The 23,390-nt window shown below is 47.3% G+C and carries 18 protein-coding genes; 3 read left to right on the top strand and 15 right to left on the bottom strand.

The window, feature by feature from the left end; translation table 11 throughout:
* Positions 1 to 45: 45 nt before the first annotated feature.
* The 10 genes from HQM11_05385 to HQM11_05340 all read right to left on the bottom strand — a co-directional run bounded on the left by HQM11_05385 (position 46) and on the right by HQM11_05340 (position 10,112).
* Entirely contained in the window at positions 46 to 1,365 is a 1,320-nt protein-coding gene (locus tag HQM11_05385) for a DEAD/DEAH box helicase (GenBank protein ID MBF0350441.1), read from the bottom strand.
* A 649-nt stretch (positions 1,366 to 2,014) separates the two neighbouring features.
* Positions 2,015 to 2,854, bottom strand: a complete 840-nt coding sequence (locus HQM11_05380; protein ID MBF0350440.1) for an urease accessory protein UreD — start codon at positions 2,852 to 2,854, stop codon at positions 2,015 to 2,017.
* A complete protein-coding gene (ureG, locus tag HQM11_05375) occupies positions 2,851 to 3,489 on the bottom strand; it encodes an urease accessory protein UreG (protein MBF0350439.1) in 639 nt (212 codons plus the stop codon). The genes HQM11_05380 and ureG overlap by 4 nt, the downstream gene beginning before the upstream one ends.
* 140 nt (positions 3,490 to 3,629) lie before the next feature.
* Positions 3,630 to 4,313, bottom strand: coding sequence for a hypothetical protein (locus HQM11_05370; GenBank protein MBF0350438.1), 684 nt, complete (start codon positions 4,311 to 4,313; stop codon positions 3,630 to 3,632).
* A gap of 202 nt (positions 4,314 to 4,515) precedes the next feature.
* The gene (locus tag HQM11_05365; GenBank protein MBF0350437.1) at positions 4,516 to 4,938 is read right to left on the bottom strand and encodes a response regulator; all 423 of its coding nucleotides are present in this window, start codon (positions 4,936 to 4,938) and stop codon (positions 4,516 to 4,518) included.
* Between the two features lie 465 nt (positions 4,939 to 5,403).
* Entirely contained in the window at positions 5,404 to 7,242 is a 1,839-nt protein-coding gene (hscA, locus tag HQM11_05360; GenBank protein MBF0350436.1) for a Fe-S protein assembly chaperone HscA, read from the bottom strand.
* Between the two features lie 31 nt (positions 7,243 to 7,273).
* On the bottom strand, positions 7,274 to 7,807 hold the full coding sequence (locus HQM11_05355; GenBank protein ID MBF0350435.1) for a DnaJ domain-containing protein: 534 nt from the start codon (positions 7,805 to 7,807) through the stop codon (positions 7,274 to 7,276).
* Between the two features lie 116 nt (positions 7,808 to 7,923).
* A complete protein-coding gene (iscU, locus tag HQM11_05350) occupies positions 7,924 to 8,304 on the bottom strand; it encodes a Fe-S cluster assembly scaffold IscU (protein ID MBF0350434.1) in 381 nt (126 codons plus the stop codon).
* Between the two features lie 171 nt (positions 8,305 to 8,475).
* Complete coding sequence (locus tag HQM11_05345; protein MBF0350433.1) at positions 8,476 to 9,690, bottom strand: IscS subfamily cysteine desulfurase; 1,215 nt, start codon at positions 9,688 to 9,690, stop codon at positions 8,476 to 8,478.
* 20 nt (positions 9,691 to 9,710) lie between these two features.
* On the bottom strand, positions 9,711 to 10,112 hold the full coding sequence (locus tag HQM11_05340) for an Rrf2 family transcriptional regulator (GenBank protein MBF0350432.1): 402 nt from the start codon (positions 10,110 to 10,112) through the stop codon (positions 9,711 to 9,713).
* A 374-nt stretch (positions 10,113 to 10,486) separates the two neighbouring features.
* Between HQM11_05340 and HQM11_05335 the strand changes: the two genes are divergently transcribed.
* Together HQM11_05335 and HQM11_05330 are read left to right on the top strand one after the other, a co-directional pair.
* Positions 10,487 to 12,466, top strand: a complete 1,980-nt coding sequence (locus HQM11_05335) for a methyl-accepting chemotaxis protein (protein MBF0350431.1) — start codon at positions 10,487 to 10,489, stop codon at positions 12,464 to 12,466.
* A gap of 29 nt (positions 12,467 to 12,495) precedes the next feature.
* A complete protein-coding gene (locus HQM11_05330; GenBank protein ID MBF0350430.1) occupies positions 12,496 to 13,374 on the top strand; it encodes a phosphate ABC transporter substrate-binding protein in 879 nt (292 codons plus the stop codon).
* Between the two features lie 20 nt (positions 13,375 to 13,394).
* Here HQM11_05330 and HQM11_05325 read toward each other — a convergent pair whose 3' ends face one another.
* Both HQM11_05325 and HQM11_05320 read right to left on the bottom strand, forming a co-directional pair.
* On the bottom strand, positions 13,395 to 14,306 hold the full coding sequence (locus tag HQM11_05325) for a transglutaminase family protein (GenBank protein MBF0350429.1): 912 nt from the start codon (positions 14,304 to 14,306) through the stop codon (positions 13,395 to 13,397).
* 4 nt (positions 14,307 to 14,310) lie between these two features.
* Complete coding sequence (locus HQM11_05320; GenBank protein MBF0350428.1) at positions 14,311 to 16,842, bottom strand: circularly permuted type 2 ATP-grasp protein; 2,532 nt, start codon at positions 16,840 to 16,842, stop codon at positions 14,311 to 14,313.
* 224 nt (positions 16,843 to 17,066) lie between these two features.
* Here HQM11_05320 and HQM11_05315 point away from each other — a divergent pair, with 224 nt between their 5' ends.
* Positions 17,067 to 17,327 carry a hypothetical protein gene (locus tag HQM11_05315; protein MBF0350427.1) on the top strand — a complete coding sequence of 87 codons (261 nt, stop codon included), beginning with the start codon at positions 17,067 to 17,069 and terminating at the stop codon, positions 17,325 to 17,327.
* A 7-nt stretch (positions 17,328 to 17,334) separates the two neighbouring features.
* Here HQM11_05315 and HQM11_05310 read toward each other — a convergent pair whose 3' ends face one another.
* Genes HQM11_05310 through HQM11_05300 form a run of 3 tightly spaced genes read right to left on the bottom strand, consistent with a single transcriptional unit; the run spans position 17,335 to position 23,044 of the window.
* Positions 17,335 to 20,619: a transglutaminase family protein gene (locus tag HQM11_05310; GenBank protein ID MBF0350426.1), complete on the bottom strand. Its 3,285-nt coding sequence runs from the start codon at positions 20,617 to 20,619 to the stop codon at positions 17,335 to 17,337.
* Positions 20,620 to 20,640: 21 nt separating this feature from the next.
* On the bottom strand, positions 20,641 to 21,582 hold the full coding sequence (locus HQM11_05305; GenBank protein ID MBF0350425.1) for an alpha-E domain-containing protein: 942 nt from the start codon (positions 21,580 to 21,582) through the stop codon (positions 20,641 to 20,643).
* A 7-nt stretch (positions 21,583 to 21,589) separates the two neighbouring features.
* A complete protein-coding gene (locus HQM11_05300) occupies positions 21,590 to 23,044 on the bottom strand; it encodes a circularly permuted type 2 ATP-grasp protein (GenBank protein MBF0350424.1) in 1,455 nt (484 codons plus the stop codon).
* Positions 23,045 to 23,390: the final 346 nt, after the last annotated feature.

Genomic DNA, 23,390 nt, shown 5'->3' with positions numbered 1-23,390 from the left:
AATAGCAAAGTCCCCCGATTGAACGGGGAACTCTGTGTTATCTTGTTATCGGACTGACGCTACTCTGGGCGCTGGGCGTCCTGGGCGCTTATCGGAGGATGAAGGCTTTCGGCCTGAATCGTTACGTCCCCTTGAAGGTCGTTTGGCTTGATCCGGTTTGCCTTTGAAGGTTCTGGTCTCCGTTGCGTGAGGCTGACTCATTTTGACAGCAGGTTTTTCAGGTTTAATCACAATGCCCTTGAATTCAGGCAGGGTTTCCCTGATTATTTTTTGCTGAATCAATCGCTCAATATCCGCCAGATTGCCTCTTTCTTCTGAGCAAACCAGGGATATGGCTTCCCCGATAGAACCCGCACGGCCTGTTCGACCAATCCGGTGGATATAATCAGACGGACTATCGGGCAATTCATAATTAATCACTTTGGGCAACTGGTTGATATCCAGTCCCCGTGAAGCGATATCTGTCGCAACCAGCACTTCAATGGATTGGTTTTTGAAGGCGGCAAGGGCGCGAGTTCGCATATTCTGGCTTTTGTTGCCATGAATGGCGGCAACCCGGATGCCATCATTTTCAAGTTTGCGTGTCAGACGATCCGCACCATGTTTGGTCCGTGTGAATACCAGAACCTGTTCCCATCCACCGCTTTGAATCATCTGGCTGACAATTTCGGCTTTCTGTGATTTTTCCACGGAATACACTTTTTGTTTCACAGTTTGCACCACGGTGTTTTGAGGTGCTACATCAATTCTGACAGGATTGTGCATGATCTTGTCAGCCAGTTGACGAATATCATTTGAAAACGTTGCGGAAAACAACAGGGTCTGACGTTTTGCGGGCATCAGGTTCATCAATTTGCGGATGTCCACAATAAATCCCATATCCAGCATACGGTCTGCTTCATCCAACACCAGATATTGAATCTGTGACAAATCCACCGCGCGTTGATTGTGCAGATCCAGGAGTCGTCCTGGAGTTGCCACCAGCACATCCACGCCATGTTGAAGTTTTGAAATTTGAGGGTTGATTTTCACTCCGCCGAATACCACGGTAGTACGCAGATTCAGGTAGCGTCCATAATTCACAAAACTTTCTGAAACCTGGGCGGCAAGTTCGCGGGTGGGGGTTAATACCAGAGTCCTGACAGGACGTTTGCCCTTGGTGGCAGGAGTCTGAGACAAAAGGTGCAAAATGGGTAAAGTGAACCCGGCTGTTTTTCCAGTGCCTGTCTGGGCAGCGGCTACGATATCGCGGCCTTCCAGCACGACAGGAATCGCTTTGGACTGGATTGGAGTTGGTGTGTTGTAGCCTTGATCGGTAACAGCACGTAAAATGGATTCAGACAAACCAAGAGAAGAAAAAGTCATAGTAATGGTCTCATTGAAACCGCATAATGCGGCAATTTAGGAAAGTGACCTTTAGTCTGTGTCAATTGCTGACTTCCAGTCCTTGCGCAATGAACGCATAGTACGGGTCAGACATGACAGACTGCCGATCGCAAGGGGAATTTTGATTGCAAGCGAGTGGTCGCTCAACCCTGCCGGTTCATTTTAGAAACGGTGGCTGAGATAAAGTGGCATTTAGATGCAGAAAGCTAACTGTTGATTACAACAGGTGGTGGGAGTACCGAAAAATGACTATCTTGTCTTAAGTTTGATTTACTTCTCCAATTCCCTCGAAGGAAGCTTTGCTAAACTCTTGCAAATCGAAATACTGTTTGATTTGCTGAATGATCAGTCTCTATCCAGAAGACTTCTGCTTACTGAAGTGGGTGGAGCATAACACAAGAATTTGATTATACAACCATGTAATTTAAAAAAGATGACGGTGTCACATTACCGATCATGAAAATAATAATTTCACCCCGGGTGATGACAATGATATGATCGTTCTTGAGGCTGAAAGCACTCGTTCTACTCTTTAGCGATTTAACTCGAGTGTTTATTTACCTTTTTGGTTCCTGCTATGTTGGGTTAGGAGTTCATAGAAGGTCTCTCTTTCGCTGATTCGCCTTATTTACAAAATACGGGATGATGGATAGGGGGTGTTGTTCAGGAGAGTCCATGACTGACTCAAAAGAAATTTCTGCAATTTCTTGAAATTGGTCCCACCCCGGGCAACACACCTTCCTGTGAGAAGATTTTTTTCAGGCGAATCAATGCCTGTTGTGATATCCGTCAGTTGTGGAATTTCCTCATGCAGGGTTTTGAGAATTTCATGGATTCCCGGATGCTGGATCAGCAGGGAACCAAAATAATGATAGTTTTTGCTGAAAAATGAATCAACCAGGGTCTGTTCGAGAGGTTGAATCCGGTATCGATCCAGATAGATCAGTTCGTTGTTTCTGAAGAGTTTTAGTTCATTTGTGAAATGCTTGAATTGCCAGGTTTCACCATGCTGAATTCTACCGGACGTGAAACTGTCCCAATGAAAATAACGGCCTGTTGAAGCCACATGAATATCCCATGTTTGTGTCAAATCCGCATTCCTGAAGGGAATCAACGGTTCTCCGCACCAATGGAATTCAGCATCTGCCTCCACCGTGATTTCAATATGCTGAAAGGCTTTCATGTTGTCTTTGGCGTGAAGTTTGGTCGCGCCTTGCGTCAGTATCTGAACCGCGGCGCCTGATTCCACATGAATCCTGAGTCGGGTGATATCGCCCCCGAAAATTCCCGGCGTTGGACTCATCAGAATCAACTGTGCCAAATTCGATAGCGGCTCATGATAGATCCGGGTGATTTTGTAGGGAATCGCGCAAAACGCATGTTTGAGAACTGTTTTTCCGGAACTTATCCCAAACACCAGATCCAACTGTCGGTCCTCTGATGAAGCTTTCATGGACCCGATTGTCATGAAAAATCCAGATCCACTTTTCGTGGTGACGTTTCAAACAGCAGTTCCCGCTGAATCCATTCAATGACCTGAGCCAACCCCTGTCTGGTTTTCAGATTGGTAAAAATAAAGGGTTTGTCGCCTCTCATTTTTTTTGCGTCCCGATCCATCACCCCCAGATCCGCACCGACATAGGGTGCCAGATCAATTTTATTGATAATCAACAAATCAGAACGGGTCACTCCCGGTCCACCTTTCCGTGGAACCTTGTCGCCACCAGCGACATCAATCACATAAATGGAGGCATCGACCAGTTCAGGACTGAAACTTGCGGCCAGATTGTCACCACCACTTTCCACAAAAACGATTTCCACATCCGGGAACCGTTCCAGCAAATTCTCGATTGCGTCAAAATTGAGGGATGCGTCTTCCCGGATAGCGGTATGCGGGCATCCGCCGGTTTCCACGCCCAAAATCCGATCGGGTGTGAGGGCCTGACTTCGAATCAGAAATTCCATGTCTTCCCGGGTAAAAATATCATTGGTGATCACTCCCAGATCATAGTGATTCCTCATGGCCTTGCACAAGCGATCCAGCAACGCTGTTTTTCCAGATCCTACCGGACCTCCAATTCCTATTTTGACAGGTTTTCGCATATAGTCCTCATGGTCATCAACGGGGGAAAAGAGTAAAAATTTGTGGGATATTCATAAAGATTTATAGACATTTTGAAAGTTTATTCGCAGTGAATCCATCCTTCTGTGGACAACGGGAGTGTCCTTCAAGTGGTGATTTTCTATTCTGTCACCGCAACAGTGCGTTGCCTCATCCCTGAAACATGGGATTGGAGTTGCAGAAGCATTTCGGGCCAACTCCGGCTAAGGCTGTCCTCAAAAAAACGACGGTAGGCCTCGCAGGAATAGTTGGCACTGGAGGGAATTTGATTGTCTATACGGCATTGTTCCTGAAGGCTTTCAGGGAGTTTATCATAATTCAGGACACTGCCTATCATCGTGCCCAGAACGCCCATGACAGGGATCTGCATGCCCCAGATGCCGATTCGCCCAAAACTTTCTGATTGCCATGTTTCCGGCGTTTTTTCAGGCTGTTTGATCGTCCATTGATAGTCCACTCCAGCACTGCTTGTCACCAGTAGCACGGAACACAGGGACAGAAGCGAGAACTGCGTATTGCGCCAAAAATCTATTGAAGACTCATGCAGGGTTGCGGATACCTGTAGCGTTGTTGTCACATCGGTAACATTGATTTTTCCACAGGTTATTGTCGCTTCGGACCATGACGTTTTGAGTTGCTGACACAGAACCTCTTCCAGATAAAGATCTTCAGACTGGACATGCACAGCGCTAACAGGGACGGATTGACGGAGATTCACCGGAAAATCCGGACGAATGGTGCATCCCGCTGTCAGACACCACAACAAAACAACACCGACACAGGGCAAATGCTTGTAAGCACGCATATCACTGATAGTTGATGGAGAGGCTGAGAAAACGGTTAGACTCCGGGATTTTGTCATTCTGAGCAACACATAGAATCTTATACAGTGGCAAGAGATCCTCCATTTTGTTCAGAACGACAAAAATAAAGTATTCACCCGTGGAAGGTATAACTGCCATGTGGAATGAAACAGGCCTAATACAGAAGATTGGCCCGATAAAGATTCAATGCGGGAGTTTATCAATCAGGCTTTTGATAAGCGACAGTTTGAATGGTTTATTCACGAGTTGCATCACCTGCAAAGCATTGATTTCTTCGGATTCCGCCAGATGCAAATGACCTGTGACAACTACGGCCGGAGTGTTATAGCCATCACCCCGGATTTTGGTTAAAAATTCTATTCCGTTCATTTTAGGCATTTGAAGATCTGTGATGATCAGGTTGAACAGATTCGGATCCTGATAAAAAATGGTGGTGCCTTCTTCACCGTTTTCAGCGGTTTGAACTTCATACCCCTGTTTCGTCAAATAGGCACTCAACATGTTTCTAATGATCTGCTCATCGTCTATCACGAGCACACGCATAAGCTGACTCCCCAGAATGTTTTGCCAGTATCCAGAATTGAATTCTGTAGCGACATTAGTCATTCAACCCCATTAAGCACAAGTATTAATCATTTAATTATTTTGGAAAATGGCACATCTGTTGTTACGATTCATTTTCAGGATTAATTGCAGAAAAAGAAACGCAATCACTATGGGCAATAACAGTTCCCCTTTCATTTGGTCAAATAAAAAATTGAATCTTAAACAACAATTTTAAAATTCACCAAATTTTCAAATATTTAGGAACGAAATAACATAAGTTGTAAAAGTTTGCTCGCCCTACTTCCCTTAGGAACGTTCAAAAAATAACAGAGAAAACTTTCTGGTTACGAACGTCCCGTTCGTAACCGTTCCATGACCCACCGGAGGTGGGTGCGAAGCAGAGCTTCGCCTGAGGGATAGCGTGCCCCACGGGACGTAGGAGCAAACTTTTACAACTTATTCTTTTGCCGTCCCTGAGGGATCGAAGAGGTTTGATGGAAAACTGTGGAATTCTGTCAGGAAGGATCACTCATTTGCGGGGGATGGCAATTCGTCAGCTTTTTTCAATTCTCTCAGAACCTGCTGTCCAATGGCTGTGTCTGCCAGAACCCGTGTGTATTCACCCAATCGATCCATTTCCTGTTTGAGATATTGTGGATCCTCACCTTTGGCGGCAGTTAGAACCACATCCATCTGTTGGCGAATGGCTTCCAGTCTCTCAGGTGACAAGGTTTTTTCGGCCAGGTCCCAGAATTTCCGGATTCCACCAAGAACCCGGTCTACCGTTTGACGAAATTCAATCAACTGCCGGTTTTTAAAGTCCTCCATGGCATGCTCAAAGGAATCCTCCATGATTTTGTCAATTTCCCGGCGTGTGAGACCATGAAACGGAATGATTTCAATTTCAGTCTGTTGGCCACTGCGTTTTTCCAGGGCTGAAACAGTCAGAATTCCATTGGCATCTACCTTGAAGGTCACTTCCATCAACGGCAATCCGCCCGGCATCGGTGGAATTCCCCTCAATTTGAATTGCCCCAGATAGCGACAATCACTCACCAGCTCCCGCTCGCCCTGATAGATATTGATGTCGATCGCGGTTTGGTTGTCCACATGGGTCGTGAACATTTCACTGGCTTGTGTGGGGATCGTGGTGTTCTGCATGATGAGTTTGCTGAAGGTACCACCGAGGGTTTCAATTCCGAGAGACAGGGGAATGACATCCAGCAGCAGAAAATCACGTCGTCCGCCAGCCAGAAGATGTCCCTGGATGCCGGCCCCAATGGCGACCACCTTGTACGGATCAATGGCGACATGCAGTTTTTTACCAAAAAATTCGGTGACTTTTTTGCGCACATACGGAATCACGGTTGAGCCACCGACCATGACGATATCATCCACTTCCGCCACGGAAATACCCGCGTTTCGAAGGGCGTGTCCGCAACTCAGGATGGTTTTTTGAATCCAGGGGTCAATCATCGCATTGAATTCTTCGACAGTGATGGTGCCATCCAAATGAATTTTCCGGTCAGCCAAGTCAATGTGATACGTGGTTTCAGGTTGGGTGCTCAGTCGGAATTTTATGGTTTCAGCAGCATCCTTGAGTGTCTGGCGGGCAAAAGAATCCACCAGGGATATGTCAGGATATTTCTCAAGAATTTTTTTATGAAAATAACCTGTCAGGGCCTGGTCAAAATCATCACCGCCCAAGCGAGTATCACCATGCGTGGATACGACTTTAAACAGTTTCCCGGTCAGACTGAGTACAGAAACATCAAATGTGCCCCCTCCCAGGTCATAAACCACGACAATGCCTTCTTTTTTTTCATCCAGCCCATAAGCGATGGCCGCGGCAGTGGGTTCATTGATGATTCGAACAGCATCCAGTCCGGCAATTTTTGCGGCATCCCGGGTTGCCTGGCGTTGAGCGTCATCAAAATAGGCCGGAACCGTGATGACTGCTTTGGTCACCGTTTGGCCCAAGGCTTGTTCTGCACGCTGTTTTACTTTTTTAAGAATCTCGGCAGACACTTCCTGCGGCGTGAATTCCCGCTGACCCAAGCGTACCTTGACCAGTTTCCGTTGTGCGGCAACCACCTGATACGGGAGTTGTTCCAATTCTGCTTCAACCTCTGAAATATCACGGCCCATAAGGCGTTTTACCGAGTAAACCGTAGACTCAGGATTGGAGAACCGATAAGGCTTGGCCTCTTCACCCACAATCCATTTTTCACCATCATGACATAACAAGGACGGCGTGATGGGATTTTCCTGATCCAGACAAATCACTTCAGGGCCATCTTCAAACACGGTGGCAGATAAACTGTTGGTGGTGCCTAAATCAATGCCTATAATCCGTTCTTCCATGAAACGATACCGTTGAGAGGTGAATCTGAGGTTAGAGGTAAAGAGCGATACGCTCCAGCAATCGTTTGAGATAGCGTTCCGCGTTTAAATGGGTCTGAATGGTTTGAAGTTGTTTGGGATCCAGGGGGTTTTCCCGCTCAAGTTCACTGAACAGTGTTGGATATTCGCTAAGCAGATTTTGCCATTGTGTTTCTATGTCAGTTTTCATTTCAGCAATGGCTTGTTTGTTGTCATTGTCGATTTGTTCATCCAGATTTTCCTGAAGTTCAAACATGTGTTCTAGGAAGCCCTCTGGAAGTTGTTTTTCATCAAGATGTTGATCCTGTGCCAGCAAGCCCATCAGATAGGCGGCTCTTGTTCCGGGAGATCGCAGGGTTTCATAGGCACGATTCAGCAGGGCGGAGGCTTCTTCGCTCTGTTTTTTAACATCTGGAGTCGCGGTGAGATAAAAATCCGGATGCAATTCTGTCGCCAGTTTATGGAACATGAGTTCCAACTGTTTGGGCCGGATATTATAGGTGTAAGGAATTCCAAAAATTGCGTAATAGTTGGGACGCGAGCTCAAATGCTGGAATACCGAACATGAAAAACAGTACAGGGGCGACAGCAAAGTATTTTTGCACCCTGTACAAACGACAGGTTCAGCGGAATGAATCATCGCACGGCCAAGACAGATGGTTATCAGGATTCACTTCGTTTGCGAAAATCGGAAATTGCGGCCTTAATAGCATCTTCCGCCAGCACCGAACAGTGGATTTTTACAGGTGGCAACGACAATTCCTCAACAATTTCTGTGTTTTTAATAGCCGCGGCCTCGTCCAGTGTTTTACCTTTTACCCATTCAGTTGCAAGACTGGAACTGGCGATTGCGGACCCGCAGCCAAATGTTTTGAATTTTGCGTCCACGATCACATTGTTTTCCACCTTGATCTGAAGTTTCATGACATCCCCACATTCAGGTGCCCCGACAAGTCCGGTGCCGATCCCTTCTTCCGTTTTGGCGAAGGAGCCAACATTCTGGGGTGTGTTATAATGATCAATTACTTTTTCACTGTATGCCATAGGTACCTCTTTAAATGTTGTTGTGCCAATTTCAGGGCGACCGGCGGGTCGCCCCTACGTTAATGCGGTCATTTTGTTGTGCCAATTTCAGGGCGACCGGCGGGTCGCCCCTACGTTGATGTGGTCATTTTGTTGTGCCTGTTTTAGGGCGACCGGCGGGTCGCCCCTACGTTAATGTGAACTCCATTGAACGGTGGATAAATCAACACCTTCCAGAACCATTTCGTACAACGGGGACATTTCCCGCAAACGTTTGACCGCGTCAATCACCCTGGTCGCGGTGTAATCAATTTCTTCCATGGTAGTGAACCGTCCCATACCAAACCGAATGGAAGAATGCGCCAGATCATCGCCAACCCCCAGTGCCCTCAGGACATAAGATGGTTCCAGGCTGGCAGAGGTGCAGGCTGAACCAGAGGAAACACAAATGTCACTCATACCCATGATCAGACTTTCGCCTTCCACAAAGGCAAAACTGATGTTGAGATTGCCCGGCAAACGATCCACTGGATGTCCATTGATGAACAGATAATCCAGTTCAGCGGCCAGTTTGTCATATAATCGTTGTCGCAAGCTGATGAGTCGTTCCGTTTCAGAATCCATTTCCTGAACACATAATTCCAGTGCCTTTGCCAGTCCAACGATTCCCGGTACATTCAAGGTTCCTGAACGCATTCCACGTTCATGTCCACCACCAAACATGAGGGGTGAAATTCTTACGCGCGGTTTTTTTCGGCGGACATACAAGGCACCAATACCTTTGGGGCCATAAATCTTGTGGCCGGACATGGACAGAAGATCAATATTCATACGGTTCACATCCATCGGGATTTTCCCCACACCCTGAGTCGCGTCACAATGGAACAGCGTGCCTTTTTCACGGGTAATGGCACCGATCTCTTCAAGCGGGTGAATGGTTCCAATTTCATTATTCGCCGCCATCAAGGACACCAGAATTGTATCTGGACGAATGGATTGACGCAATTCATCGAGGTCAATACAACCTTGTTTGTCTACTTTCAGAAACGTGATTTCATAACCCTGTTGTTCCAGATACTGGCAGGGATCAATCACTGCCTTGTGTTCAGTGGGAGCCGTGATGATGTGCCTGCCCTTGTCTTTGTAAAAATCGGCCACGCCGAGAATTGCCAGATTGTTCGACTCTGTGGCTCCGCTGGTGAATACCATTTCTTTCCCGGTTGCTCCAATCGCGGTTCCAATGCTGTCCCGCGCATCCTCAACTATCTTTTCAGCCTTCCAGCCATAAGCATGATTTCTACTGGCCGCATTGCCATAAACTTCAGTGAAATACGGGAGCATGGCCTCAAGCACCCGGGGATCAACGGGAGTGGTGGCCTGGTAATCAAGATAAATCGGAAATTTCATGAGTAATTCTCCATTGGGTTCTAATATTGTTGTTGAATCATTGAAGCCAGTGTAATGGTTTCCATAAACTGCTTCAACTGGTTATGCAACGCCGCCAGAGGACCTTTGGTCGGACAATTTCCGGAAATTCTGCATCCGCCATCATCCGCGCATTCCACCAGATTGAAATTGCCATCAATGGATTGAATGACATCAACCAGTGTGATTTCCTCAGGTAGTTTATTCAGAAGGTATCCTCCCTGTTGTCCCCTTCTGGACTGGATCATCTGATTGGATGCCAGTTGTTTCAGAATGTTGGCAATCATGGGCCCGGGAAGTTGATACATCCCCGCAATTTCCTGAGCACTCACCGGATTGCCTGATTTCCCCAGGTGAATGAGTAAAATAATGGCATAATCCACTTTTTTTGATAGTTTCAGCACATCCCCTCCTTTGTCATGATTTAATAGTACCGTTACAGTACTACTTTAATAAATAATGAAAAGAAAGACTTTTTTGCAACAATGATTTCTGTTGTATAATCGGGCCCATTTCAAAGTTCGGGGTTGATCCTGTTTTTGGCCACAAATTGTAGGGGCCTGTGGGTTATCTCTGATCCGGGGCAGGCACACAGCCATGACAAAGTTCTTTGAGTATTGACCAAAGAGACTTAAATTTGTTATGGGAAAATAACTGGATTTATCAAAATTATCCAAGTATCGAAAATACAAATTTTGCTACCATGAAACCGGGTGCATGAAATTTGCGCGAGCTATTACAATTGAAACGAATAAAACCTTTGAGTCATCAGGAAATCATGCCATACATTTCGTTATCCAAAAAATTAAATATATTTTTGTTGGGAATTCTGTCTCTGATTTTTATTATTTTGTTTTGGTTGATAGACAATGATCAGAACCAGATGTTTGATCGGTACATGGACAAGAGCGCATCAGCGTTGAAAGATGCCAATGCCCAGATTAAAGAGGAACTGGATATTGCCTTGAACAACAAAGCTGAGATGATGCTCACGTTTTTAGCGTCCATTGCGCCTGAGGCTTATTCCACTTATGATTTTTCCATGCTGGAATCCCTGGTGGACGAAGTCAGCAAAGACCGGGAATTTCTTGGAATCTATTTTGTGGATTCCGGCGGAAACGCCATGACGACCAAAACAGCGTTGGACAACACCCCCAACGTCAGGGAACTGCGCAAACCCATAAAACAGGGCACAGAAAATCTGGGCGAAGTGGTCATGCTGGTGACCAGTGAATTCAATAACAAAAAAATCAAGCGTTCCGAACACAACATGGAAACCGTGTTGCAGGAACTCGGGGATTATAAAAAAAGCAGTGCCGCAACCTTACGCAAGGAGTTATTCGTCATGGCTCTGGTTTCAGGCATGCTACTGCTGGTGAGTATTTCGCTGATTCTCCGGAAACTGATCATCAAGCCCTTATCCTCCATCGCAGAGGTCATTCATAGCCTGGGTAATGGCAATCTGGGACATCGTGTCATCTTGACCCAGAAAGATGAAATCGGGACAATGGCGAGTCATGTCAATGACATGGCCCAAAATCTTTCGGGCATGATCCAGCATATCGCTCAAAATGCCACTGTTCTCGACCATGCAGCCCACGAAATCATGGAAAATGAAGCACTGATGGCTCAACATTCCAAAGATCTTCAAAAAGAAGCCAATATCATCGCGTCTTCCTCAGGGCATATTGCCGCCAACATCCAGACTGTCGCGTCTTCCACCGAACAGGTATCCTCCAGTGCCACGGCCACCAGTTCTTCTGTCGGGAACTTGCAGGAAAACCTGACGATGGTGGCGGCCGCAACGGAAGAATCATCAGCCAACATGAGCGGCATTCAAAGCAATATCAATCAAGTTTCGTCAGACATAAATTCTATTCTTCAGGTTGTAAACAGTATGGCCTCCGCCTTATCCGGCATTGAAAAATTGACAGAAAACGCCTCTGAAATTTCAACATCCGCCAACAAAAGCTCCGGTGAAACACTGGTGGTGGTTGGACAATTGAATGAACTGACCAACAATATCGTCAGGGCCGTCCGTCAAATTGATTCGATTGCCTCACAAACCAACATGCTGGCCCTGAACGCCACGATTGAGGCCGCCAGCGCGGGAGAAGCAGGCAAAGGCTTTGCGGTAGTCGCCGCGGAAGTCAAAGCCCTGGCCAACCAGACCGCGGATGTGAACAATGAAATCGGCAATCATGTACAGGAAATTCAGAAAAGGACGGAATCTGTTTATTCTCATGCACAGCATGTGAGCGAGATCATCGAAAAAGTGATGGAGATCAATCAGAAAATTGATGAGGCCGTAGAATCACAAACCAGTCATTCCACTCAAATGGTCAAGACGGTGAGCCAGATGGCCCAGTTCAGCAGGGAATCGCTGATGAACGTTCAGGAAGCCACTACCGGACTGAGGGAAATTTCCAGTCATACCCAGCAAATTTCTGTATCGGCCCGTGAAGCGGTGCGGAGCATCAATGAAGAAACAACGGGTTTGAACCAGGTCGCTAAAAACGCGTCCATGGTGTCTGTTGAAGTGCGACAGGTGGATGAAAAAATAAAACACATCCAGCAAGTTTCCAGCGATTTTACCCAAAGAGTCACCCTCACCCGGCAGAAAGCTGATGAGTTGCTGGTGCTGGCAAACAACCTGAAACAATCCATCGCTTCATTTGAAATTGAGGATTCTTCCCAATTTACCAACCTTCATGCGCCTGTTGGCGTTTTGATGGATCCACGTGAGCAAATCACGTGATTTTTTCAACCTTGAATCTGAGGAGTTTTATGAAACATATCAAAGCGATGATTACCGGACTGATGTTCGCCAGTCTGATCCATGTTCCCGCTGTCCAGGCTGAGCTGGCATGGGTGGGGTGTGGAATTTCCAAAAAAGCCTACATGAGTGAAATCGCCAAAGCCTTTGAAAAAAAAGAAGGGATTCACATTACCATTGATGGCGGCGGCGCGACCAAAGGGATCCGGGAAACAGCAGCAGGTGTGGCTGATCTGGGAGGATCCTGTCGGCATTTGATGCTCGAAGATTCAGAAAAAGGTGTGAAACTGCATGCTATCGCCTGGGACGCGCTTGTCGCTATCGTCAATCCGGACAACCCGGTGAGTGATATCAGCCATGGTGATTTGCGAAAAGTGTTTTCCGGCGAAATCACCAACTGGAAACAACTGGGCGGCGACGATCATAAAATTGATGTGTTTGCCCGGGAAGGTAAAATTTCAGGAGTTGGCATGATGGCCAGGGAACTGATTTTTGGTAATGCCGACGCTGATTTCAAGGTGACCCAGGAATTTGAAAGTACAGGTCCGCTGGAAAAAGCTGTCGAAAAATCCAAATACTCGATTGGACTCGACGGGGTGTCTTCCGCTAAAAAAAGCAAGGTCAAGATTTTGAACCTCAATGGTGTCGATCCTTCTGTTCAGAATATTTCCAATGGAACCTATAAACTCTTTCGCCCGCTGTATATCGTAACGGCCGTAAAAATGACTCCGGATGTCGCTAAATTTATCGACTATATCAAATCGCCGGAAGGTCAGGCTGTCATTCAGTCACAGGGAACCGTTACCCTGAAAGAAGGAAGTGCCTTGTGGGGGCCATACCGTGAGAATATGAAAAATGTGACAGGCCAGAGTAAAGGTGTGTTTGAATAATCGTAGAGATGCGCACGTCTCTACGGCCTAAGCAGTAAGCCCGATGTGCGGTCAGGTCGGCGGGAAACATCAACAGATACTTTGAGTTCCTGTTTGTCGCCGCCCCCGAAAATGATGCCTTTCAGCGGAGTGACATCACTGTAGTCACGCCCCCAGGCGATGCTGATATGCCGGGAAGAGGGCATCTGGTTATTGGTGGGGTCAAAATCGAACCATCCCAGTTGCGGGACGCCGACTGAAAACCAGGCATGAGACATATCCACCCCGATCAGCTTGGGTTTCCCGGGAGGCGGCAACGTTTCCAGATAACCACTCATGTAGCGGGCCGGCAATCCCAAAGACCTCAGACAAGCAATCCCGACATGCGCGAAATCCTGACACACTCCCCGTTTTTGTTGCCATACTTTTGACAAAGGTGTGGAAACATCGGTGGCTTTGGGATCAAATATAAAGTCCTTAAAAATTCTTGAGGTGAGATCCATGGCGGCTTCAAGAACGGGCCTTCCCGGTAAAAATGAAATCAGCGCATAATCTTTCATCCCCGGTAGAAGGGGGACTTTGGGGGAGGGATGACAGAATTCGCGCAGTTCAAAACATTCGGCGTTTCCGCCTGTTTCAAGCCAATGACACATGTCATCCCAGGCAGGGCTATCCTTAAAATTTACCGGGGGTTGCGATACCGTTTCAACGATGTTATTGACAACAATTTCCAGTAACGCATGGGGACGTTCCACAGAAAAATAGGCGACCCGGTTTCCGAAAAAATCCTCACGTTCTGAATAAATGCTGGCCTGGGGGTTGATGTGTACTTCTGTTTTGAGGCTGCGCTGATGAGGAAATTCCCGGGAAAGCATGCGTATTTCATTGTGGCATAAGCTGACCGGTTCTTCATAGCGATAATGTGTTTTATGCGTGATATTGTAAACAGGCATAGGTTTAAATCTGTCGGGGTAATTCTTTGGGCAGAATAAAATCTGTCTGAATGGTGTCGGACAAATTTCTTAACAGCGTATTCACTTCAAGCATGAATCGCCCGAAGGAACTACGTGGTGAAATCTGATCCTGTTCAGGACTGACAAAATTGAAATTAGCGACTTTCAGACGAGCCAGCAATTCATGCAGGAGTTCTTCCTCATCCTCTGTCGTATATCGTTGAGAGTCACGTTTTATTTTTTCAAGATGCTCCTTGAGGATCATCACCTGGGTCGTTACCGAATGCGGACTGCTCACATCGGTCAAAAGAATTTCCTGCAAACTTTGAAAATCGGGAATGATCGAAAAACGGTTACGGAACATGGTCCAGCTATCTGTCAGAGACAGCATGGATTTCCATACATCCCGTGGCAGGGCTTCAGGATTGATCGCAACACTCCACATCATGATCACGACATTAATGGACCATTCCAAACGGCGTCCCGAATTCCAGAACATCCAGGCCATGCTGTCGTCGATGGAATCATGCAGTGCACCACGGATGGCGCACAGATTCATGGACAGGGTTTGTACCATTTTCTGAAAATCCCGGGGCGCATCCTCCTGAATCACCTCAGAAAGTTGGTTGACGTAACCTCGCAATTCTTCTGACATCTGATCATGAAGATTTTGTGAGTTGCGGTTGATCTGCTCAATATTAAAAGCCAGACTGCTGAAATGCCGGGGATCCAGCATGTTTTTTTCAAGCATTGGCACAGGATTTTCTATCCAATCTGAAGAAATTCCAGCATATCCGGGATAATTGGCTGTGAAATGGGTCAGCATCCGCATCAACAATCGGAGATAACCCTGTTCTTCGGCTTCAGGCTGAGCCATCTGCATAATCTGTCGCAGGATTCTCAGAAGATTTTCCGTGCGTTGCACATATCGTCCCATCCAGAAATAATTTTCCGCGATTCTTCCGGAAACACTTTTTTCCACTCTAAACTGTAGTGTTGATCGGGGGATCTTGAAGGTCTCCACGGTTTCTTCAGGTTCAGACGCAAGCACCCAGATATCTTTGTTGCGTCCACCATACTGATTGGAAATGACCAGTGCGTCAGGGTTCGGCGCAACACGGGCAAGACCACCGGAAAGCACCTGATATTCATCCTGATGCGCGAACACAAACCCCCGGAATCCGACACGGCATGGTTCAATATGATGTTCATGCACAACAGGAACGGTAGACAACCCGATGTATTCCTCCGCGACAAACAACTCCGGATTGCCGAGAATTTTCTTTCTTAATTTTTCCAACTCTTCTGGAATCAGTGTTTTCCCGAAGACAATCTCTGTAGAAACTGATGGATGGATGGGTTTGATGACATAATTTTCCATCTGGTCCATCACGGCTTCCAGATGAGATGAATTGCCGCACCACAACGTTTTCACCGAGGGCAACAACAGTTTTTCACCCAGAAAATATTCTGACAGGGCAGGGAGAAATGCCATCAGGATGGGGCTTTCCAGAATTCCACTGCCCAGGGGATTGACAACTTTAACGTTGCCAGCTCTGACCACCTGAAGCAGTCCGGGAATTCCCAGCAGAGAATCGCCTCTGAGTTCAAGGGGATCACAATAATCCTCATCGACTCTTCGAAGAATCACATCGACCTTGCGGAGTCCTTCCATGGATCTGAAATAAACCACTTGGCGCTGTACCACCAGATCTTCCGCCTGCACCAGCGTGTAACCCAAATAGTTGGCGAGGAATTCGTGTTCATAGTAGGTTTCACTTTCCTTGCCTGGAGTCAGGACAATGATCAACGGCAGTTCTTCTCCCGGAACCAGTCGCCTGAGAGATTGGGTCATGCTGCGGAAAAAATGCACCAGACGATGGACATGGGAATCCCTGAACAGGCTGGGCATGACTTTCATGAGGGTCTGGCGGTTTTCGAGGGCATATCCCAGACCGGAAGGATTCTGGGTCCGGTCACCCATCACCCTCAAAGCACCATCCATTCCCCGAATCAAATCGGCACTGTAAAACATCAGTGCCTTATGATTTTGGGGCAAGGTGTGTTGGCATGGTCGTAAAAAGGCGGGATGCCTGAAAATAATATCAGGTGGAACCAGTCCGTGCCTGATGATTCTCCGTTCGCTGTAAAGATCCACAAACACACGGTTGAGCAGTTCAGCCCGTTGAGAAAGTCCCTGTTCAATGACTGTCCACTCCTGACTGCTGAACAACACCGGCAAGGGATCCAGTTTCCACGGGTGATTTTCTGTTTTCTGACCATCATAAATGTTATAGCTGGCACCATCCTGCCTGAGCCAGTCTTCAATCACCTGCTGTCGGCGCCAAACTTCCTCGGGTCCCAGTTTCTGCATGGAATCCACCAGAAATTTCCAGTGAGCGCGCACGTCGCCTTCGGGTGAAAGGATTTCATCCATCTCCAGCAAAGGCGCGTAACTTCCCCATTCACTGAACAGACCCTGTTGGCTTTCCATGCTCTGGAACGAAACTGAACTATTCTGCTGAAATTGTTGCATATCCCCTGTTCTATTTTATCCCGGCGCATTAATGGGCGACCGGCGGGTCGCCCCTACATCAAATCATGAAAAACAATTATTAATGCCCTATTGGACGACCAGCGGGTCGCCCCTACATCAAATCATGAAAAACAATTATTAATGCCATTGTTCTATTTTATCCCGGCGCATTAATGGGCGACCGGCGGGTCGCCCCTACATCAAATCATGAAAAACAATTATTAATGCCCTATTGGACGACCAGTGGGTCGCCCTGTTTGAATGCCATCACACCATGTGTGGGGGTGACCGGCGGGTCGCCCTGTTTGAATGCCATCACACCATGTGTGGGGGTGACCGGCGGGTCGCCCTGTTTGAATGCCATCCCACCATGTGTAGGGGCGACCGGCGGGTCGCCCTGTTTGAATGCCATCACCATGTGTAGGGGCGACCGGCGGTCGCCCTGTTTGAATGCCATCGCCCAATCAAATCCTGAAAATATGTAGGCACTATTTACACAGGTTGTTTGCGTAGATCAAGCGTGTAGGGATACCAGGGATTGGTTTCTTCTGGAGGGCAGGGTATATTTCCCGGTGTGTGACCGAACGGTATAAACCGGGAGATTCTGCGGGTTTCGGCTTCATAGGCATTCACCGGGCGTGTTTCGTAAGACAAGCCTCCAGGATGGGAGACATGATAAGTACAACCGGCAATAGACCGTTGATTCCACTTGTCATAAATATCAAACACCAGTGGATTATGCACAGGAATGGTCGGATGCAGAGAAGATGGCGCTTTCCAGGCCTGATACCGAACACCTGCGACGTAATGCCCCTGTGTGCCCGTATTGGTCAAGGGAATTCTCCGGCCATTGCACAAAACCAGATGTCGGGTTGGTGTCAAACCGGTGATTTCCACCTGAAGCCGTTCGACAGAAGCATCCACAAACCTTGACGTGAGACCGGTCACCATTTCTTCGCCCAGCACATTCCATGGTTCGAGTGCCATGCGAAGTTCGAGTTTGATGTCATCCGCGTTGATGGTGCCGTAATGTGGAAATCTGAATTCCATAAATGGAGCAAACCACTCCGGATCAAAAGAAAAACCCGATAATTCCAGATATTTCAGAACATCCAGCAGGTCTTGTCTTACAAAATGAGGCAGCATGAACCGATCGTGCAACTCTGTATTCCAGGGGACCAGTGCCTGGGAATAAGGTTGTTTCCAAAAGGCGGAGACAAGGGCCCTGATCAACAACAGTTGAACCACACTCATCCTTGAGTGCGGCGGCATTTCAAAAGCACGCAGTTCAACCAGTCCTTGTCTTCCGCTCAAACTGTCGGGAGAATACAGTTTGTCGATGCTGAATTCAGCACGATGTCCATTTCCGGTAAGATCAACCAGCATGTTCCGTAGAACACGATCGACAATCCATGGAGATGGATTTGTAAAACCGGCTAATTGCTGAAACGCGATTTCCAGTTCATACAATGCACCATCACGGGCTTCATCCACCCTTGGCGCCTGACTTGTTGGTCCAATGAACAGACCTGAAAACAGATAGGACAAACCGGGATGATTCTGCCAGAAATTCACCAGACTTTTCAGCAGGTTTGGTCTGCGTAAAAACGGACTGTCCGCAGGCGTTGATCCGCCGATGGTGACATGGTTTCCGCCACCAGTTCCTGTATGCCTGCCATCGAGCATGAATTTTTCTGTGGCCAGACGTGACAAGCGCGCTTCTTCATAGAGAATTTCGGTGTTCCAAACCAGTTCTTCCCAATGAGAGGAAGGATGAATATTCACTTCAATCACACCTGGATCAGGAGTGATCTGAAAGGAACCCAAACGCCAGTCTTTAGGAGGTGGATAGCCTTCAAGCCTGATCGGAGTATTCAGTTCACCGGCCGTTTTTTCAAGCGTGGAAATCAGATCCAGCCAGGATTCCAGCGCATAGACCGGCGGGAGAAACACATAGAGAATTCCATTTCTGGGCTCAATACAAATCGCTGTTCTCAAGACAGAAGGATTGAGTGACATATCCTGCTGTGGTTGTGGGGACTCATGACGTTCTTCAATCTGTTGTCGAAATTTTTCCAGATCCGGCAGCGGTTTTCTGGGGTGCATGGTGTCCTGTTCATAAATCTGATGTCGCTGATCAGCGGCTTCCCAGACCAGTGAATTCAAGGGTAAGCGGAAACCCATCACAGAATCACCGGGAATGAGATACATGCGATCACGACGAAACACCCAACTGCGACTTTTCCATGAAAAACGCTCGCCTGAATGATCCTCAGCCAGCGGCAAAACATAGCCTGTCAAACTTCCCAATCCTTTTTCCAGAAGCTTTACCAGACGGCTCCGTTCCACTTTGTCTTCCAGTTGTTTTTGCAGGGGATCAAAATTAACCGGCAGAGTTCCTTCTTTCCACAGATAATAAAACGCGTCCTCATAGCCGGGAAGAATGAATTCGGTCGAAACGCCCAGATTTTCGGCCAGTTTTTCCATGAATTCCCTGGCCTTGATTTCCATTGCGGTTTTGTCAGAAACAGGAGTCTGCGCAATCAACTTTTCGTTCTGCCAGACCGGAACACCATCTTTTCTCCAGTAACATCCCAGCGACCAGCGGGGCAGGATTTCTCCGGGATACCATTTCCCCTGCCCGTAAAACAGCAGACTTTTAGGCGCAAAACGCTGTTTCAGGCGTTGGAGCAGATTGTTGGCCAACTGAAATTTTTTTTCACTCAGAGCGGTATAATTCCATTCAGGACCATCCTGATCATCAATGGAAACAAAGGTGGGTTCGCCACCCATGGTGAGGCGGACATCATCAGCTTCCAGTTTTTGATCAACGGACCAGCCAAGATTAAGAATATCAGTCCACTGTTCGTCAGTGTAAGGTTTGGTGACACGGGGATCTTCATGGATTCGATCCACATGCATTTCAAAATGAATGTCTGATTCACATTCATCCACCAGTCCGGTGATGGGGGCCGCATCTACCGGATGCGGGGTGCTGGCCAGGGGAAGATGACCTTCACCCGCAAACAATCCGGAAGTGGGGTCAAGACCAACCCAACCGGCCCCCGGAAGATAAACCTCAGTCCAGGCGTGCAGATCTGTGAAATCATGATCGGTGCCTGAGGGCCCATCCAGGGATTTGACATCCGGGGTGAGTTGAATGAGGTAGCCTGACGTAAAACGTGCCGCCAGACCAAAATGTCGCAGTACCTGAACCATCAACCACGCGCTGTCTCGGCACGATCCGGAACGGAGACCGAGTGTTTCCTCACAGGACTGGATTCCCGGTTCCAGACGAATGACATAGCGGATTGCCTGATGGAGTTTCATATTCACAGCCACCAGAAAATCAATGGTTCGTCCTTTTTCAACTTTGATGGTTGAGAGGAACTCCTTGATCAACGGTCCATCCTCCTGAATTTCGAGGTATGGTGAAAGCTCCTTGGCAACATTCGGCGCATAGTGAAAAGGATATTGTTCAACAGAATCTTCCAGAAAAAAATCAAAAGGATTGATCACTGTCATTTCTGTCACAAGATCAACGACCACCCTCCACGCGGTCTGCTTTTCTTCAAAGGTGATACGCGCCAGAAAATTGCCGAAGGGATCCTGTTGCCAGTTGATAAATTCGGGTTTGGGATCAATTTTCAGCGAATACGCGGTCACAGGTGTTCGGCAGTGTGGAGCCGGACGCAACCGGATGACCTGTGGCGAAAGTTTCACCAGACGATCATAGGAATAACTGGTTTCATGTCGAAGCGCTACACGAATGCTCATAAGGAATTCTCCGGAAAGAGATCAAACAGAACTTTTGAAAAAAGTTTCATAAATCATATCGTCGATCTCATTGATTTTGAATTGAATGTTATCCAGAAACCGGGTGATGCCCTCTTCAATCAATTCCTGCAGATCGCAGTAATCCACCTCCGATTTCAACTTGCCCAGAAAGCGTTCAGCCTTGTTGGCGTAACGCCCTTCCCGGGAGCCGGAAATCATTCGCAATGATTCTTCAGCCCGGATCAGGCACCAGTAAATCGAACGGGGAAAATTTTTATCCAGCAACAGAAAATTATAAACATCCATCTGATTCACTTCCCGATAATTCTGACGGTACATTTCCAGTGCGCTGATGGATTTAAGCACAGCATGCCAGCGGAGCAGTTCATAGGTCGGGTTGCCTTCCTGTTGTCCGGGCATGTAATGGTGCATGTCCAGAATTCTGGCGGTTTTATCGGCCCGTTCGATAAAATGCCCCAGACGCAGAAAATACCAGGCTTCACTCCGGGACAAGGTGTTTTGAGTGATCCCTTCAAACAAATGACATTCACGTTTTACCGCATCAAAAAAATCATGCGGAGATTCCAGAACCTTGCTGTCGTTTTTCGCATCCTGGAGTAACAGATACAGACTGTTGATCTGTTCCCACATTTCCGAAGAAATGATCTCTCTCACACTGCGGGCATTTTCCCTGGCAAACCGGACCGTGGACAAAATGGAATTGGGATTTTCGGTTTCAAAGGTCAGAAACTTAATGACGTTTTTCTGGGTAACGTCTGTGAAGAGCTCACTGAAAAGCTGAATATCTCCGGAGGTCATCACCACAGCTTCCCAATGCCGGTATGTGACCTGGGGCAGATCAATCATCAACTGTAAATTCACATCAATGAAACGTGCGACATTTTCGGCACGTTCCAGATAGCGACTCAGCCAGTAAATCTGGTTGGCTGTCCGACTCAGCATAATGTCTTTAATCGGCATAGATTTCTCCTTCCTCGCGTTGTATCACCCAGGTATCCTTGCTGCCTCCGCCCTGAGAGGAATTGACCACCAGCGAGCCTTTTTTCAACGCAACCCGGGTCAACCCGCCTGACAATACCTCAATCTTTTCGCCATACAGCACAAACGGACGAAAATCGACATGTCGTCCTTCCAGATGATCACCGATAATGGTCGGGACTCTTGACAGGGTCAGTGTTGGTTGTGCGATATAGTTTCGGGGATTCGCTTTGACTTTCAACCGGAATTCATCCTGCTGTTCCTTTGTGGAATGCGGTCCGACAAGCATGCCGTAACCACCGGCTTCGTTAGCGGCTTTCACCACCAGTTGGTCAATATGTTCCAGCACATAAGTCATGTCTTTTTCTTCCCAGCACAGATAGGTTGGCACGTTTGGAATCAGAATTTCCTCTCCCAAATAATATTTGATCATCTGAGGCACATAGGCATACACGACCTTATCGTCCGCAATTCCGGTTCCCGGCGCGTTGGCCATCCCCAGACGGCCTTTCATATAAACATCCATGAGTCCCGGAACTCCGAGCATGGAATCCTTGTTAAACACCAACGGATCAATAAAATCATCATCAATTCTGCGATAGATCACATCCACCCGTTGCAGTCCACGGGTTGTGGACATTTGCACAAAGCCATTCTTGACCACCAGATCACTCCCTTCCACCAACGGAACGCCCATCTGCTGGGCCAGGAAGGAGTGTTCAAAGTACGCTGAATTATACATTCCCGGACTGAGCACCACGATGGTCGGATCATCCACCCCTTCAGGAGCAATGGAGCGGAGGGTTTTGTAAAGCAGATTTGGATAAAGATCGACCGGGGCGACATGAGACGCCTCAAACACTTGTGGAAAAACCTGCTTCATCACCTGTCTGTTCTTCAGCACATAGGACACTCCGGAAGGACAGCGCAGGTTATCTTCCAGCACATACATCTGCCCGTTTTTTTCCCGCACCATATCAATGCCGGATATATGTGCCCAGACACCCCGTGGCGGATTGAGGCCCACGCATTGTTTTCTGAAGGTGCTGGCAGAATAGATGACATACTCGGGAATGACCTTGTCCTTGAGAATTTTCTGTTCATGGTAAATGTCATGGATAAACAGATTGAGTGCGGAAATACGTTGTTTGAGCGCTTTTTCAATCAACTTCCATTCTTTAGCGGAAAAGATTCTGGGAATGATATCAAAGGGGAAAATACGTTCTTTGCCAGATTGATCGCCATACACATTGAACGTGATCCCCATTCTGAGCATGCTTTTTTCAGCGGCCGACTGGCGAATGAGCAATTCGCCATCAGAAAGTGAGCTGATTTTTTGAACCAGAAGATCGGCTCCATCTCTGGCATGGGGTGGTTCAGTAAACATTTCATCATACATGGAATTTGTCTGATAATTTAGAAACATAAGGCCTCCTTTCAAATCTGCGGGATGAACTGATCAGTCATAGCAGATACTTCATGGAATATGCCATTTTAATTTTAAAAATAAAAACAATGACTTATTGGAACGTATCAGCCTTATCCAGGGAAACTTTGCATAAAGATTCATCATTTCCGGATAATCCGTCTGAAAAATGAGCAGATTGTCGTTTTCAGAAATACAGCTCGAATATCCGGTAAAAACTAAGGACTGGCCACACGCCGGGGAGTTGGAATCCTCATTGACGGTTCCCGCAATTGGTTTATGATGAGTTTGTGGCTGGTTGATTGCGGTGGGGTTTTGTATAGTATTGTGTCGCTGGTATTGCTGA

This window comes from SAR324 cluster bacterium (assembly GCA_015232315.1).
Lineage (GTDB): Bacteria > SAR324 > SAR324 > SAR324 > NAC60-12 > JADFZZ01.
The sequence above is the reverse complement of the archived record's forward strand: the minus strand, read 5'-3'. Positions and strand labels throughout refer to the sequence as shown.